The following is a 15,094-nucleotide window of genomic DNA, read 5'->3' as shown; positions in this document are numbered from 1 at the left end:
GAGACACCCGCGTCCGGGGAGCCGGACCCGCTGGAACGCGCCGCGCGGACGCGTCAGACGACGGCGCCGTCGTCGTCCTCGGGGGAGTCCTGCGGCAGCGCGCGGAAGACCAGGTACAGACCCGTGACCAGACCCACGAGGCCCAGCAGCCACATAACCGGGGGCAGGGGACCGGGCAACAGGGCGAGTCCGACCATGATCACGATGACTGCGAGCACGGTGCTCAGGGCGCGCAGCATGGCGGGGGAGATCCCGCTCGTAACGGGCCCGGGATCGGGCTCGTAGCGTTCGTCCTCCCGGGTGTCCCGCAGTTCGACGGGGATCTCCTCGGCCGGTTGCTCGCGGGGCTCCCACGGGAAGTCCTCGGCCCACGGTTCGAGGTCCTCGTCGTCGCGGGGGACGTCGTCCCACGAGTTGCCGCGGATGATCCGCTCGAACGGGTCCTCCGGTGGTTGGCGTGAACTCACGAGGGGTCCTCGGGGAGGAACTGCTCGCCCCGGGACAACCGCTGGACCGCGTCCCGGGAGATCCGTTCGAGCAGTGGGGCATCGTGATCCAGGGTGGCCACGTGGTAGCTGTTCTGCAGATCGACCACGCGGACGTCCCCGGAACTGTGCTCGGCCACCAGGTCCGCGGAGTCCCCGGAGACGATGTGGTCCACCTCGGAACGGAACACCACGGTGGGCGCGGTGATCGCCGGGAGCATGCGCACGGTCCGGTGCATCAGCACGTTCAGCTGCGCGACGGCGGCGAGGGGCGTGCGGTCGTAGGTGGACTCCAGGACGTCCTCCTTCTTGACGTCGCCACCGATCCCGGGCAGGGACGCGACCACGGGACTCAGCAGGTGACTGAACCGCGCCATCCGGTTCACGAGGGACAGCGCGGGGTTCACGAGCAGCACCCCGGTGACCTCCCGCCGGACCGCGGTGTGCAGGGCCAGCGCGCCGCCCATGGACAGCCCGCCCACGACCACGCGGTCGTGCTCGCGGCGCAACGCCCAGTACTGTTCGTCCACGGCGTCCCGCCAGGCCTGCCATGGTTGTTCGGCCAGTTCCTCCCACTGCGTCCCGTGCCCGGGCAGCAGGGGGACGCGCACGCCCGGGTGGGCTCCGGCGTCGTCGGTGGCCTCGTGGACGGCGTGCGCCCAATCCCGCACGGAGGCCGTGGTGGCCGTGAAGCCGTGCAGTAGGAGGACCCCCACGGAGGAGGAGCCGGGAAGGTGCAGGGGGCCGTGGAGTTGCTGATCGGAGAACATGGCGCCATTGTGCCAGCCGCCGCGAGAACTCGTGAGAGAATGTGGCGGAACAAAGGCACGGTGCCGCGTGTGCGCACCGGTGCACGGCCGGGTCACCGCGGGCATCCGGTGACTCCCGCGATGACGAAAGGGCTCCCGCTCATGGTGTACATGTTCTTGAAGACCTACGTGGTGGGCCCCGTGGTCAATCTGGTGTGCCGACCCACCGTGGCGGGTCTGGAGAACGTCCCCGAGCACGGCCCCGCGATCCTCGCGAGCAACCACCTGTCCGTCCCGGACGCCGTCTTTATGCCCGTGGCCGTGCCGCGCCAGGTGTATTTCCTGGCTAAGTCCGAGTACTTCACGACCCCCGGGCTCAAGGGCCGCGTGATCGGCGCGTTCTTCAAAGCCATCAACCAGATCCCCATGGACCGCAGGGGTGGCAAGGCCAGCGCCAAATCGCTCAGTGCCGGTGGCCAGGCACTCGCCGAGGGCAAGCTGATCGGGATCTACCCGGAGGGCACGCGCTCCCCGGACGGTCGGCTCTACAAGGGGAAGATCGGTGTGGCCCGCCTCGCGCTGGAGACCGGGGCCCCCGTGATCCCCGTGGCGATGTTCGGCACGGACAAGATGCAGCCCCTGGGCTCACGGTTCCCGGATCCGCGCCGTGCCAAGGTCACCACGGTCTTCGGTGAGCCCATGGACTTCTCGGACCTGATGTCCCGGCGCGGGGACCACGCGACCATGCGCCGCGTGACGGACGAGATCATGGCCGCGATCCAGAAGATCTCTGGCCAGGAAATGGCAGACGTCTACGCTGCCGATCACAAGCGCGCGCTCGCCGAGGAGAAGACCGCAGCGCTCAAGAACCAGGCCCGCGACGTCGTCGAGGCCACCCGGGACAAGGGACGCGCGGTCACGGACGCCGTGTCCCAGCAGGCGAGCAACCTGGGCGCCAAACTGCAGGGACGTTCACATGACGGAACGGACGAGCGCGGTCCCAAGGAATCCGCCTAGACTGTCCGAATGAGTTCCATAACCCTGCCTGAACAGATCCGAACCGTGTCGTCCCCCTCCCCGAGCGCGGCGAACTATCCCGGCCTGGACGAGTGGCGGGACAAGACAATCGGTCAGCACCCCCAGTGGGCGCAGCACCCCGACTTCGCGAGCAGCATGCAGGAGCTCAACGCCGTCCCGCCCCTCGTGTTCGCGGGGGAGGTCGACCGGCTGCGCGCGCGCCTGGCCCAGGTGGCCAACGGTGAGGCGTTCTTCCTGCAGGGCGGCGACTGCGCCGAGACGTTCGCCGGTGCCACCGCGGACAAGATCTCGGCCCGGGTACGCACGCTGCTGCAGATGGCCGTGGTGCTCACGTACGGCGCGTCGCTGCCCGTGGTCAAGATGGGGCGCATGGCGGGGCAGTTCTCCAAGCCGCGTTCGTCCAACGACGAGACCCGCGACGGCGTGACCCTGCCCTCGTTCCGTGGGGAGATGGTCAACGGTTTCGACTTCACCGAGGAGTCCCGCGTCCACGATCCCAAGCGGATGGTGCGCGGCTACCACACGTCCGCGTCCACGCTGAACCTGATTCGCGCCTTCACCCAGGGCGGGTTCGCGGACCTGCGCCGCGTGCACGCGTGGAACATGGGCTTCGCGGCCAACCCGGCATACGCCCGCTACGAGTCCATGGCGCGCGAGATCGACCACGCGGTGAAGTTCATGGCCGCGTGCGGCTCCGACTTCGACGCTCTCAAGACCACCGAGTTCTTCGCGGGTCACGAGGCGCTGCTGCTTGACTACGAGCGTGCACTGACCCGCATCGACTCCCGCACGAACCTGCCGTACGGCACATCCGCGCACTTCCTGTGGATCGGGGAGCGCACGCGCGAACTCGACGGCGCGCACGTGGACCTACTCTCCCGGTTGCGCAATCCCATCGGCGTCAAGCTCGGCCCGTCCACCACGGGCGACGACGCCCTGCGGCTCATCGATGCCCTGGACCCCGAGCGCGAGCCGGGTCGCCTGACGTTCATCACCCGCATGGGTGCCAAGAACATCCGCGAGAAGCTGCCCCCGGTGATCCAGGCCGTGGAGGCGTCGGGTGCCAAGCCCGTGTGGGTCACGGACCCCATGCACGGCAACACGGTCTCGCTGCCCTCGGGGTACAAGACCCGCAACTTCGACGACGTCGTGGATGAGGTTCGCGGGTTCTTCGAGGTGCACCGCGCGCTGGGTACGTTCCCGGGCGGCATCCACGTGGAGATGACCGGTGACGACGTCGCGGAGTGCCTGGGCGGGTCCGACCCGGTCAACGAGTCCTCGTTCGCCGAACGTTACGAGACGCTGTGCGACCCCCGGTTGAACCACATGCAGTCCCTGGAGATCGCGTTCCTGGTCGCGGAGTACCTCTCCCAGCAGAACTGATCCATTGACATGCGATGACCCCGGCACCGTTGGTGCCGGGGTCATCTTTCGTGTGTAAGGCGTCCGTGTCGTCATCGCCTTCGGGGCGCGGGTGTCACGGCGTGGTCGTGACAGCACGGTCGCCACTCATGCGGTCGTGTCCGCACGACCGTCACAACACGGTGAGGATCACCGTGTTCCCGTCCTCACGCTGGCGCACGACCCGGTTGAGGTGGGAACCAACGGGTGAGTTGATCTCCACCGTGTACCCCTGCTCCTCGAGGCTCTGCCGGGCGGAGTCCGCGTCCTGGCCCACCACGTTGGGCGGTGCACCCTGCGGGGTGTCCGCGGCGAGGGTCAGGGCCACGGTCGTGCCCTCGTCCACGCTCGTCCCCGCAGCGGGGGACTGCCCGAGCACGGTGTCCACGGCCTGCGCGGAGTACTCCCGCGAGATCTCGCCCACGCGCAGCCCGGCGCCGGTGATCGCGGCCCGGGCGTCGTCGCCCGCTGAACCGACCACGGTGGGAACGCTCACGCGGGCGGGACCCTCGGAGACCACCAGGTTGACCTGCTCGATACCGCGCACGGTGGTGGAGGCCCCGGGATCCGTGGCGATCACGATGCCCTGCGGGACCTCGGGGCTCGTGGTCGAGCGCACGCCCACGTTGGAGATGCCCGCGCTGTTGAGGGCGCGTTCCGCGGTTGCGGTGTCCTGACCCGCGACGGCAGGGACGGTCGCGGACGCCGTCCCGGGGGCCGAGCCGAGCCACCAGCCCAGGAATCCGGCCACCGAGAGCAGCAGCGCGAAGACCACGGCGCCCACGGCCAGATGCAGGGCAGGGGGCTGGGGGTTCAGCCGGACCCGGGGTGTGTCGCGGGAGCGGTGGGCGGTGGAGCCCACCTGGGTCATGGCGATGGTCCCGGTCGCGTCGGTCTCGAAGGCGGGCAGGATCGGCGCACCGGCCCCGCGCTCGCCGGGACGGCCCATTCCATGCGTGTGCTGAGTACCGAGCGGGGTGGTGGCGTTCTCCCCGGTGGGATCCGCTCCCGTATCGCCGAGGGCCTCCGTGGGTACTCCGCCGAGTGCCTGCGTCGGCGCCTCGGCGGCGTCGCCTCCCGCAGCGCTGGCCAGTGCCCCTCCGGCGACCGCCGCCGCAGCCGTCGAGGCGTGGGACCCGCCTCCCAGGACGACCGTGTCCGTGTCCCGCAGTGAGGGCGGGTCGATCTGCCCGGGCAGCGAGCGTCGGATGGCCAGCGCGAGGTCCAGCAGCGCCGCGGCGTCGGCGGGGCGCTGGGCAGCGTCGCGGGACGTCGCGCGCAGCACGAACTCGTCGAGCGCAGCGGGGACGCCCTGCGCGAGCCCACCGGGGGCGGGGACGTCCCGGCTCACGTGGGCGGTCGCGACCTGCAGGGCGGTACCGGTGTACGGGCGTGAGCCCGTGAGCATCTCGTACGCCATGATCCCCACGGCGTAGACGTCGCTGCGCTGGTCCACGGGGCCGTCCCCCACGAGTTCGGGGGCGGCGTAGCCCACCGTGCCCATGACCGTGGTGCTCGTGGTGTGCTCGTCCACGGCGCGGGTCAGTCCGAAGTCGGCCACCTTGACCTGCCCGCCCCGGGTCAGCAGGACGTTCTCGGGCTTCACGTCCCGGTGGACCAGGCCGATCCGGTGCGCCTGGGTGAGGCCGCGCAGCACGGGGATCAGCAGGTCGAGCGTGCGGCGCGGTGTCATGGGCGCCTCATGGGCCACGACGTCGCGCAGAGTGGGCCCGTCCACGTATTCCAGGACCAGGTAGAGCACGCCATCCGCGGTGTGACCCTGGTCCAGGACGGCCACCACGTTGGGGTGGTGCAGGCGCGCGGCGGACTTGGCCTCACGCCGTGCCCTGGCCACGAAGGACGGGTCGTCCGCGACGTGGGGGTGCATGATCTTCAGGGCCACGGGACGTTCGAGCCGTTCGTCGAGCCCCTCGTAGACCGTGGCCGTACCACCGCGGGCGATCAGGCGGCGGACCTGGTACCGGCCCTCCAGCAGGGATCCCACGCGGTGGTCGTTCATGCTGCTACTGGGCAAATTCTCGTTCCTGTGCGCTCACGGCTTTCACGTACGCCTTGGTGTCGGGGTACATACCGTGCGTCTTCACGCCGTGCAGTCCCTGATAGTAGGCGCCGATCCCCGCGGCCCTGTTGGGGGCCTTGGCCTGCAGCTCCCGGATCAGCGCGACCCCCGCGGTGATGTTGTCCTGGGGGTCCAGCAGGTCCAGGTCCCGACCCACCATCGCGGACGCCCACTCACCGGCGGACGGGATCACCTGCATGGTGCCCACGGCGTCCGCGGGGGAGACCACCCCGTGGCGGAACCCGGATTCCTGCGAGGCGTGGGCGAGCGCGAGCGCCGGGTCCACCCCCAACTCCTGGGCGGTCGCTCGCACCATCTCGCGGATCTGCTCCGGGGCCGGCAGTTGGCGCTGCTGCAACTGGGCGTGGTGTCGGTTCGCGGACTCCACGACCTCGCGGGGGTACGTGCGGCCCGCGAACGTGTCACCCACGGCGGCCTTGTGCTTCGGGGCCGCGGCCGTGCCAGCGTCACGCACCGTCGCGGCGGGTTCGGACGACGACGCCGCTCGGGCGGGTCCCGCCGCCCCGCCCGGGATCGTGAGTCCCTGGCCCGGGCGCAACACGGAGGCAGCGGAGACCCCGTTGGCCCGCATGAGCTCGGCCACGCTCACGCCGTAGCGCTGCGCGAGGTCCCACAGGGTGTCACCGGCGGCCACGGTGTGGCGCCGGGAGCCGCCGCGGTCGGAGCCGGCCGGGTCTGCGTCGTCGGCGCGCGATGCGGCCGCGGAGGAGGAGGCGGGAGCGCGGTCCGATCCCGGGATCACGAGCCGCTGGCCGGGGCGGATCATGCCGTGGGCCGGGAGCTTGTTGACGCTCATCAGGTCCTGGACTCGCACCCCGTGGGCGGTCGCCAGGGACCACAGGGAGTCCCCGGGGGCCACGGTCGCGTGCGTGGACTGGGCATGCTGCGCCACGTGGACGTTCGGGGCGGGCGCCGGCGCGGCGTGCGCGGAACCCACGGTGCCCAGGGCGGTGAGGGCGGCCAGCGCGGCGGCGGAGCCCTGCGCGGCGCGGCGGGACCATGTGGAACGGGGGGACCGGCGGTCGTGGGGCGGGTCAACCGGCATGTTCGCGATTCCTACCTCTGGACGGGGGAACGGGGGAAGATCCGGCGGCACCCTCCGGTACAGCACGGTGCCCCCAGATTACCCGACCCCTGGTCGCGACCGGTGTGTGAGCCGGTCGGTGCGCCGTGGCACAGTAGGGTTCGTGAACTACTCAACCGATCTCTCCGCCCAGGAATTCGCCGAACTCGACTCGTTGGTGGGCGAGTGGACCTACCTTCCCGACATCGCCGAGGCCATGGACATCCAGATCACCCGGGTGCACCGGCTCGTGGACGACGGCGCCCTGCTCGAGGTGCGCCGACCCGAAGACCGCGTGCGTGTGGTCCCCGCCGAATTCATGGACGGCGACCGCCCCGTGGACTCCCTCAAGGGGACCGTGGCCGTCCTGCGGGATGCCGCCTACACGGACGCCCAGGCGATCCGCTGGCTGTTCACCGAGGACGAGTCCCTGCCCGGGCGGCCCATCGACGCGCTGCGCCGTGGCCAGAAGACCGAGGTGCGCCGCAGGGCCCAGGCCCTGGGCTGGTGACACCCGCCCGCTGAGGCGGCCTACTTGGCGCGGCGCACGGCGGCGTCGGCGAGCGCCTGCAGTCCGGCCCGGGCGATGTCGTCGGTGCGCAAGCGCGCCAGCTGCGTGTCCGCGGTGCGCACGAGGGACGCGATGAGGTCCTCCGAGCGCGCGTGGGCGCCGCTGTCCCGCATGAGGTCCCGCGCGCGGTGCACCTCCTGCTCGGTGAGTTCCGCGCGGCCGAGCACCGATTCGAGCCACGCGATGTCCTCGGCCGAACTCGATGCCGCGCACAGTGCGATCAGCGCGGTGCGCTTGCCCTCGCGGATGTCGTCCCCGGCGGGCTTGCCCGTGGTCTCCGGGTCGCCGAAGACCCCCAGGACGTCATCGCGCAATTGGAAAGCCTCGCCGACCGGCAGCGCGAACGCGGAGCAGTCCGCGAGGAACGCGCGGTCCGCGCCGGCGAGTGCCGCGCCGATCTCCACGGGGTGCTCTACCGAGTACTTGGCGGACTTGTAGCGCAGCACGGTCATGGCACGCTCGAGTTGTTCCTCGGGGTCGCCCACGGCGGGAGCGACCTCCGCATGGATGTCCAGGTACTGCCCGGCCATGACCTCGGTGCGCATCGTGGAGAAGATCTCCCGTGCGGTCGCGGCCGCGTCCGCGGCGACCCGCGCGGTGGCGTCGGCGAAGAGTTGTTCCGCGAAGGACAGGCTCATGTCCCCGGTGAGGACGGCCGCGCTGACCCCGAAGTGGGCGGCGTCCGCGGACCACCCGGCGTCGCGGTGCAGGGCCTCGAAAACGCGGTGCACACTGGGCTTGCCGCGGCGCGTGTCCGAGCGGTCCAGGATGTCGTCGTGGATCAGCGCCGCGGTCTGGAAAAGTTCGAGGGACGCCGCGGCGGCCACGGCGACGTCGTCCGCCACGGCCCCGCCAGCCGCGCGCCAGCCCCAGTAGCACAGCCGTGCGCGCAGGCGCTTGCCGCCGCGCGTGAGGTCCTCGATCGCGTCCACGAGCACGGTCGCGTGCGGGGAGATCCCGGTGACCCGTTCGCGTTCCCGCGCGAAGAACTCGGTGATCCGCTCGTCCAGGAGCGCGGAGAAGTCACGGTCCTGTTGCGTCGCGGTGACGGACGCGTCGGGAGGGGTCATGCCAGGGCACCTTTGATCGAGGGGATGCTGTCGGCCGCGCTGCGCGGTACCGCGGGTCGCGGCGGGCGTCACGGGCACGGGCTCCACGACGCCGGGCCGCCCCGCGGGCGCCCGACCAGCCTAACCGGACGCGGCGCCGCGGATGCGTAGCGGTGCCGCCCCGTCGAGCGGCCCGGGGTCGGACAAGTTCGTGGTGCCGTGGCCCGTGTTCGTGTCGGAGCCCCTTCCTAGGCTTATGAAAGACGAACCAGATCCCGCGCGGGTGGCATGTCCGTCATCAACGGGTCTCGATCCGGACGGGTCCCGCGTGGCGATGGGTTCCCGATGCCGGAGGGTCGTGGAAGGAGGCGCCATGGGCGGGCCGAGTCCGCAGCAACTGGCCGAGTACCGGCGCTGCGCCATCCTGCACGTGGACATGGACATGTTCTACGTGGGCGTGGAACTGCTCAACGCCCCCCAGTACCGCGGCCGCCCCGTGATCGTGGCCGGTTCCGGTCCGCGCTCGGTGGTGCTCTCCGCGTCCTACGAGGCCCGCCGGTACGGCGTGAACTCCGCGATGCCCGTGTCCCAGGCCCGCGCTCGCTGCCCCTCCGCGGTGGTGCTCGAACCGCATCGCGAGGCGTACACCCATTACTCACGGATCGTGATGGACATCTTCCGCTCGGTCACGGACCGCGTGGAGCAGCTGAGCGTGGACGAGGCGTTCGTGGACGTGTCCGGGGCGATCCGGCGCAGCGGACCGCCCGTCGAGATCGCCCGGACCCTGCGGCGCGTGATCCACGAACGCACGGGACTCACCGCCTCCGTGGGGGTCGCGGAGAACAAGACGGTCGCCAAGATCGCCTCCGCGTACTGCAAGCCGGACGGGCTGCTCGTGGTGACGCCCGAGCACACCCTCGCGTTCCTGGCACAGCTGCCGGTGGGCAAGTTGTGGGGGGTGGGCAAGCGCACCTCCGAGATCCTGCAGTCCGCCGGGCTGTCCACGGTCGGGGACATCGCCGCCACGCCGTTGCCCCGGTTGCACGCGCTCGTGGGCACCGCTTCCGGGACACATTTGAAACAATTGGCCACCGGCCACGACCCCCGTCCCGTGACGCCCGCGCGCGAGGAGAAGAGCATCGGGGCCGAACGGACGTTCCAGCGCGACGTCGCCGACAGTGCGGCTCTGAAACGTGTGCTGCTGGGCCTGGCCCACGACACCGCGGTCCGGTTGCGCAGGCACGGACTGCGCGCCGGGCGCGTGGGACTCAAGCTGCGCTACGCCGATTTTTCGACCATCACCCGCTCCAGGACGCTGAGTCACCCCGTCACCGCGGCCCACGATCTCTACACCGAAGCGTGCGCGCTACTGGACGGTCTGGGCCCGCGAGCGCAGGCCGTGCGGCTCGTGGGCATCAGGGCGGAGAAGCTCACCGGGGCCGATCACGCGTTCCAGTTGAGCCTGGACGGACGGGAGGAGGAATGGGGTGCCGCGGAGGAAGCCATGGACCGCGTGCACCACCGATTCGGCCCCGGAATTGTGCGCCCAGCCAAACTCATGGAAACGACGATGCCAATCCGTCCCGCACGGGATATTCTGGACGGTACGTGAGGAAGGCAGCCGTACCGCCCCCGCCTCGCTCCCTCAACACCACAGGAGGAATCGTGCCTCTCTCCGAGCACGAACAACAGCTTCTCGCCCAGCTCGAGAAGCAGTTGCACGACGACGACCCCCGCTTCGCGTCGACCATGCACACCGAAGCGGTTCGGGGGCGCGGGTCCATGCGCAACGTCGTACTGGGGGTCGTGATCGCAGTGGTTGGCCTGGGCGTCCTGCTCGCCGGGGTCGCCCTGCAACTGATCATCGTGGGCGTGTTGGGCTTCATCGTGATGGCCGCCGGCGCGTACGTGGCCACCGTGCGGGGCCGGGCCACCCCGGGCAAGGGTGCCGCCAATCCCGGAAACCCCGGGAACGGGCCGTCCGGCCGCGGTCCCTCCGGTCCACGCAAGTCCTCCACTTTCCTCCAGAACCTCGAGGAGAAGTGGGACAAACGCAATCAGGGTTAGCGCTGAGCCTCCCCGCAGGCTGTCCAGCCCGTAAAACTTCTGAGAACTCCCCGGCACCGCGCCGGGGAGTTCTTTCATGTGCGGACCCATCGTCTCCGGCGTGCCCGCAGACCACGCCGGGAAAGGTGTGTCGACGACGCCCCGGGGCAGCGCCGTCGTGGCGTGCCGTGGAGGGGATGCGCGTTGACGGGGGAGGGCAGTGGAGTAAAGTGGAGGGTGGTAGAGAAGCGAGGGTTGGGCTGACCCTGATTCGAAGGCGGTGGCTGTGTTTCTCGGAACATACGAACCGCGTTTGGACGACAAGGCCAGGCTGATTCTCCCGGCCAAGTTCCGGGCCGAACTGGCGGACGGACTCGTGCTGACCCGAGGGCAGGAACGCTGCCTGTACGTGTTCAGCGCGCAGGAGTTCGCCAGGGTCCACGAACAGATGCGGGCGGCCCCGTTGTCGTCCAAGCAGGCCAGGGATTACATCCGCGTTTTTCTCTCCGGGGCATCGGACGAGGTCCCGGACAAGCAAGGTCGCATCACCATTCCGGCGTCCCTGCGCTCGTACGCGGGCCTGGACCGGGAACTGGCGGTGATCGGGGCGGGCAGCCGCGCCGAGATCTGGGATGCGGCCTCGTGGCAGCAGTACCTGGCGGAGAAGGAAGCGGCTTTCTCCGCCACGGAGGACGAGGTCATACCCGGGCTGTTCTGATCACCCGAGGACCACCGCGCGGGACCCCCGCCGGTGCCGTCCCCGGACATGAGATCTCCAGCCGCCCACGTCACCGTCCTGACTCGACTTCCCCCGAGTCAGGCCGGATTCGAGGGGCGAGCGGCGGATGGGGATCTGGTGTCCGGGCGCACCGTAGGATGCCCCCGGAGGACATCGGTGCCGTGCGCACCGAGACCTGCGACCCGTAGTACCCGCACGATCCGCGACAGACCAGGAGCCCGGCATGGACCACGCCCCCGCCGAGCAACGACACATCCCCGTGATGCTGGAGCGCTGTCTGGACCTGCTCGCGCCGGCGTTGGACACCGAACACCCCGTGGTCGTGGACGCGACCCTGGGCATGGGCGGGCACACCCACGCCATGCTCGAACGCTTCCCGGGGTTGCGCGTGGTCGGGATCGACCGGGACCCCCAGGCCCTCGACCTCGCCGGGGAACGCCTTGCGCACTTCGGGGAGCGGTTCACGGGCATCCACACCACGTACGACCACATCGATCAGGCCGCCGCAACCGCCGGCGTGGACCGGGTGGACGGCATCCTGTTCGACCTCGGGGTGTCCTCACTGCAGCTGGACGAACGCGAGCGCGGCTTCGCGTACTCGTTCGACGCCCCCCTGGACATGCGCATGAACTCCCGGGCGGAACTGTCCGCGTACACCGTGGTCAACGAGTACTCGGAGGCCCAGCTCAAGGACATCATCTACCGCTGGGGTGAAGACCGCTTCGCGCCGCGGATCGCGCGCGCCATCGTCGCCGCCCGTACCGAGGCCCCGCTGCGCACGACCGCCCAGCTCGTGGACGTGGTCCGCTCCGCGGTCCCCGCCGCGGCCCAGCACAAGAAGGGCCACCCGGCCAAGCAGACCTTCCAGGCGTTGCGGATCGAGGTCAACGAGGAACTCGACGTCCTGGAGCGTGCCGTGCCCGCCGCCGTGGAAACTGTCAGGGTGGGAGGGCGTGTCCTCGCCATGAGTTACCACTCCCTGGAGGACAGAATTGTCAAGCAGGAGTTCACTCGCGGTGCACGTTCCACGGCCCCCAGAGGTTTTCCCGTGGAACTGCCGGAACACCAGCCCACGCTGAAGGTTCTCACCCGCGGTGCGGAACGCGCCGGCGAGCAGGAGGTCCGGGACAACCCCCGGGCCGCCTCGGCCAGGTTGCGTGCCGTCGAGCGGCTCCGGGAGACCACGAGACCAGGGAGTGAGCGATGAGCAGTGCGACGTCGGCCTCGCACCCGTCGTCGGGTGACCCCTCGGGCCGGGGGGCGGACGGGCGTAGGCCGCTCTCCGTGGTGCCGCGCCGCACGGCCCGCCGCAGCCGGGTCTCCACCGTGGTCATGTGCACCCTCGCCCTGGCCGCAGCTCTCGTGGGCATCCTGTTGCTCAACATCCAGATCACCCAGGGGCAGTACCAGTTGACCGAGCTCACGGGTCAGCAGCGCGCTCTCTCCCAGGAGAACGAGGCGCTCACGCAGGACATCGAGGCCAATTCCGCGCCGCAGAACCTGGCCGCCCGCGCCAACGACCTGGGCATGGTCCCGGCCAAGGACGTGGGGAGCATCCAGCTCGGCACGGGTGCCGTCACGGCCCCGAGCGCCCCCGCGGAGAAGACGGACGCGCAGAACATCCTCGTGCCGCCCGCGCAGATGAAGGGTTCCGACGCCGCGGAGGCGAACCGGATCGCCGCCGAGGAACGCGCGGAGAAGCGCGCCAAGGAAGAAGCGGACAAGAAGACCGCCCAGCGTAAAGCGGCCCAGAAGGCCGACGAGTCCCGGGATCTCAACGGGGGCTCCATCCCCGCGCCGTCGCAGCGCGCGCCTGGCCAGTGAACGCGCCGGTCCGCGCCGCGGACCGGGAGCAGAACCCGTCGGAGGTGGCCCCACCACGCTGAAGTCCAGGAATCGAGGAAGACCGTGTCAGCATCGTCAGCGCGCAAGAACCGAGTGTTCCGGCCCTATTCGCGCATGCACGTGGGCATCGCCTTCCTGCTGGTCCTGTTGCTTCTCGTGGTGGGCCGCCTGTTCTGGGTCCAGGGGCTGGACCCCGGGGGCCGGGCCGAGGCCGCGGCCGCCCAGCGCACGCTCGTGGAGTCCATCCCCGCGGTGCGCGGGGAGATCACCGACAGCCGTGGCACGGTGCTGGCCCGCACACTGCAGCGCTACGACATCACCGTGGACCAGAGCGCCGTCGCCGCCGTGACCGTGCCCCACAAGGACGGTTCCACCGAGACCGTGACCCCCACGCAGGCCGTGTACAAGATCGCGGACGCCCTGGGCATGAAGGACACGGACGTGAAGGCCGCGCTGGACGGGGACAAGAGCTTCAACTACGTAGCGCGGGGCGTAACCCCCGAGCAGTACAACGCCCTGCGGGAGTTGAACCTGCCGTACATCTACGGCCAGCCCACGTTCCAGCGCAGCTATCCGGACGGTTCCCTGGGCGGTTCCGTGGTCGGGTTCCTGGGCGGGGACAACCAGGCCCTCGGCGGGATCGAACAGACCCAGGACTCCCTGTTACGCGGCACCGACGGCGAGCGCCGCTTCGAGATCTCCGGCGACGGCGTGCGCATCCCCGTGGCCCCGCAGGAACAGAAGGCCGCCGAGAACGGCTCGAACGTCAAGCTCTCACTCGACAGCGACGTCCAGTTCTTCGCGGAGCAGGCCGTGCGCGAACGGGCCAAGCAGCTCAAGGCCGAATGGGGCACGGCCGTGGTCATGGACGTCAAGACCGGCAAGGTCCTGGCGCTCGCGGACACCTCCTCGGTGGACCCCAACGTCCCGGGCAAGGCCGACGCCGCCGACCTCGGTTCGCGCGCCGTGTCCCAGGCCGTGGAGCCCGGTTCCACGGAGAAGATCGCCACGGTGGCCGGTGCCCTGGACCGGGGGATCGTGTCCCCCACCACGGAGATCACGGTCCCGCCGTACCTGCAGATCGGTTCCGAGAAGATCACCGACGCGTTCGACCACGGCACCCAGAACCGCACGGTCGCGGGGATCATCGCGGACTCCATGAACACGGGCACCGTGATCATGGGTTCCAAGATGGACAAGCAGGCCCGCCACGACAACCTCGCGAACTTCGGGGTGGGTTCCGCCACGGGCATCGAACTGCCGGGGGAGTCCACGGGCATCCTGGCGCCCGCGGATCAGTGGGACCCGCGTCAGGAGTACACCGTGTTGTTCGGTCAGGGCGTGTCCCAGACCCCGTTGCGCACGGCGTCGATCTTCCAGGCGGTCGCGAACAAGGGCCGTCAGATCGAACCGCGCCTCGTGGACTCCGTGACCGCGCCGGACGGGACGGTCACGCACCCCGAACGTCCTGAACCCAAACAGGTGCTCTCCGAGTCCGCCGCGCAGCAGACGCTGGACATCATGGAGAACGTGGTCACGCAGGGCGGCGCCAAGGAAGCGGCCGTGCCGGGATACCGCGTGGGTGGTAAGACGGGTACGGCCGAGGCGCCGAGCGAGAGCGGCGGGTACGAGGGCTACACCACGTCCTTCGTGGGTGTGGCCCCCATGGAGGATCCTCAGTACCTCGTGGCGATCACCATGCAGCGCCCCCAGGGGGACGTGCGCACCCTGGGCGTGACGAGCACGTTCTCCACGATCATGTCCCAGGTGCTGCACCACTTCAACGTGGCGCCCTCCACCACCACGGGGCCCACGTTCGACATGCAGGTGCCGCAGAACGTGGACCGGGACGTGACACCCACGAACGCGCTCGAGCAAACGTGGCCGCAGCCGGGGAGGGACGAGTCCCAGGACTAAACTTCCCACACAGAAGCACATGGCGGCAGCAACGACCGGTGAGACACCGGCCCGGGTGGACGGGGTACGTCCACAGACAGGTTCGAAGAG

The 15,094-nt window shown here is 70.1% G+C and carries 14 protein-coding genes; 9 read left to right on the top strand and 5 right to left on the bottom strand.

Annotation, left to right across the window (positions count from 1 at the left end; all coding sequences use genetic code 11):
* Positions 1 to 53: 53 nt before the first annotated feature.
* Complete coding sequence (locus HBK84_RS07935; RefSeq protein WP_035961177.1) at positions 54 to 467, bottom strand: hypothetical protein; 414 nt, start codon at positions 465 to 467, stop codon at positions 54 to 56.
* Positions 464 to 1,255: a carboxylesterase gene (locus HBK84_RS07930; RefSeq protein WP_167318603.1), complete on the bottom strand. Its 792-nt coding sequence runs from the start codon at positions 1,253 to 1,255 to the stop codon at positions 464 to 466. The genes HBK84_RS07935 and HBK84_RS07930 overlap by 4 nt, the downstream gene beginning before the upstream one ends.
* Before the next feature lie 150 nt (positions 1,256 to 1,405).
* Here HBK84_RS07930 and HBK84_RS07925 point away from each other — a divergent pair, with 150 nt between their 5' ends.
* Together HBK84_RS07925 and HBK84_RS07920 are read left to right on the top strand one after the other, a co-directional pair.
* Positions 1,406 to 2,251: a lysophospholipid acyltransferase family protein gene (locus tag HBK84_RS07925; RefSeq protein ID WP_370520518.1), complete on the top strand. Its 846-nt coding sequence runs from the start codon at positions 1,406 to 1,408 to the stop codon at positions 2,249 to 2,251.
* A gap of 9 nt (positions 2,252 to 2,260) precedes the next feature.
* Positions 2,261 to 3,655 carry a class II 3-deoxy-7-phosphoheptulonate synthase gene (locus HBK84_RS07920; protein WP_064845750.1) on the top strand — a complete coding sequence of 465 codons (1,395 nt, stop codon included), beginning with the start codon at positions 2,261 to 2,263 and terminating at the stop codon, positions 3,653 to 3,655.
* 151 nt (positions 3,656 to 3,806) lie between these two features.
* Here HBK84_RS07920 and HBK84_RS07915 read toward each other — a convergent pair whose 3' ends face one another.
* Together HBK84_RS07915 and HBK84_RS07910 are read right to left on the bottom strand one after the other, a co-directional pair.
* Positions 3,807 to 5,693: a protein kinase gene (locus HBK84_RS07915; protein ID WP_167318602.1), complete on the bottom strand. Its 1,887-nt coding sequence runs from the start codon at positions 5,691 to 5,693 to the stop codon at positions 3,807 to 3,809.
* A 4-nt stretch (positions 5,694 to 5,697) separates the two neighbouring features.
* Entirely contained in the window at positions 5,698 to 6,819 is a 1,122-nt protein-coding gene (locus tag HBK84_RS07910) for a LysM peptidoglycan-binding domain-containing protein (protein ID WP_167318601.1), read from the bottom strand.
* 142 nt (positions 6,820 to 6,961) lie between these two features.
* On the opposite strand from HBK84_RS07910, the gene HBK84_RS07905 reads away from it, so the two are divergent.
* Positions 6,962 to 7,348, top strand: coding sequence for an Rv2175c family DNA-binding protein (locus tag HBK84_RS07905; RefSeq protein WP_131333104.1), 387 nt, complete (start codon positions 6,962 to 6,964; stop codon positions 7,346 to 7,348).
* A gap of 20 nt (positions 7,349 to 7,368) precedes the next feature.
* Here the strand turns inward: HBK84_RS07905 and HBK84_RS07900 are convergent, their stop codons facing one another.
* Positions 7,369 to 8,478: a polyprenyl synthetase family protein gene (locus tag HBK84_RS07900; protein WP_144996875.1), complete on the bottom strand. Its 1,110-nt coding sequence runs from the start codon at positions 8,476 to 8,478 to the stop codon at positions 7,369 to 7,371.
* 352 nt (positions 8,479 to 8,830) lie between these two features.
* On the opposite strand from HBK84_RS07900, the gene dinB reads away from it, so the two are divergent.
* The 6 genes from dinB to HBK84_RS07870 all read left to right on the top strand — a co-directional run bounded on the left by dinB (position 8,831) and on the right by HBK84_RS07870 (position 15,004).
* Positions 8,831 to 10,069, top strand: a complete 1,239-nt coding sequence (dinB, locus tag HBK84_RS07895; protein ID WP_167318600.1) for a DNA polymerase IV — start codon at positions 8,831 to 8,833, stop codon at positions 10,067 to 10,069.
* Between the two features lie 53 nt (positions 10,070 to 10,122).
* The gene (locus HBK84_RS07890; protein WP_144932352.1) at positions 10,123 to 10,524 is read left to right on the top strand and encodes a DUF3040 domain-containing protein; all 402 of its coding nucleotides are present in this window, start codon (positions 10,123 to 10,125) and stop codon (positions 10,522 to 10,524) included.
* Positions 10,525 to 10,789: 265 nt separating this feature from the next.
* Complete coding sequence (gene mraZ, locus HBK84_RS07885; protein ID WP_035961210.1) at positions 10,790 to 11,221, top strand: division/cell wall cluster transcriptional repressor MraZ; 432 nt, start codon at positions 10,790 to 10,792, stop codon at positions 11,219 to 11,221.
* Between the two features lie 244 nt (positions 11,222 to 11,465).
* The gene (gene rsmH / locus HBK84_RS07880; protein ID WP_085105908.1) at positions 11,466 to 12,449 is read left to right on the top strand and encodes a 16S rRNA (cytosine(1402)-N(4))-methyltransferase RsmH; all 984 of its coding nucleotides are present in this window, start codon (positions 11,466 to 11,468) and stop codon (positions 12,447 to 12,449) included.
* Entirely contained in the window at positions 12,446 to 13,066 is a 621-nt protein-coding gene (locus HBK84_RS07875; RefSeq protein ID WP_167318599.1) for a hypothetical protein, read from the top strand. The genes rsmH and HBK84_RS07875 overlap by 4 nt, the downstream gene beginning before the upstream one ends.
* 84 nt (positions 13,067 to 13,150) lie before the next feature.
* The gene (locus tag HBK84_RS07870; RefSeq protein ID WP_240918882.1) at positions 13,151 to 15,004 is read left to right on the top strand and encodes a penicillin-binding protein 2; all 1,854 of its coding nucleotides are present in this window, start codon (positions 13,151 to 13,153) and stop codon (positions 15,002 to 15,004) included.
* The last annotated feature ends 90 nt before the right edge of the window (positions 15,005 to 15,094 follow it).

It is taken from the genome of Kocuria sp. KD4, assembly GCF_011769905.1.
Classification (GTDB): domain Bacteria; phylum Actinomycetota; class Actinomycetes; order Actinomycetales; family Micrococcaceae; genus Kocuria; species Kocuria marina.
This window is presented reverse-complemented; position numbering and strand designations above follow the sequence as displayed.

Excerpts from the sequence above, each read along its gene's own strand:
- HBK84_RS07875 (WP_167318599.1), top strand. The coding sequence starts at position 12,446 with ATGAGCAGTGCGACGTCGGCCTCGCACCCGTCGTCGGGTGACCCCTCG.
- HBK84_RS07915 (WP_167318602.1), bottom strand. The coding sequence starts at position 5,693 with ATGAACGACCACCGCGTGGGATCCCTGCTGGAGGGCCGGTACCAGGTC.
- dinB (WP_167318600.1), top strand. The coding sequence starts at position 8,831 with ATGGGCGGGCCGAGTCCGCAGCAACTGGCCGAGTACCGGCGCTGCGCC.
- HBK84_RS07925 (WP_370520518.1), top strand. The coding sequence starts at position 1,406 with ATGTTCTTGAAGACCTACGTGGTGGGCCCCGTGGTCAATCTGGTGTGC.
- rsmH (WP_085105908.1), top strand. The coding sequence starts at position 11,466 with ATGGACCACGCCCCCGCCGAGCAACGACACATCCCCGTGATGCTGGAG.
- HBK84_RS07910 (WP_167318601.1), bottom strand. The coding sequence starts at position 6,819 with ATGCCGGTTGACCCGCCCCACGACCGCCGGTCCCCCCGTTCCACATGG.
- HBK84_RS07900 (WP_144996875.1), bottom strand. The coding sequence starts at position 8,478 with ATGACCCCTCCCGACGCGTCCGTCACCGCGACGCAACAGGACCGTGAC.
- HBK84_RS07920 (WP_064845750.1), top strand. The coding sequence starts at position 2,261 with ATGAGTTCCATAACCCTGCCTGAACAGATCCGAACCGTGTCGTCCCCC.
- HBK84_RS07930 (WP_167318603.1), bottom strand. The coding sequence starts at position 1,255 with ATGTTCTCCGATCAGCAACTCCACGGCCCCCTGCACCTTCCCGGCTCC.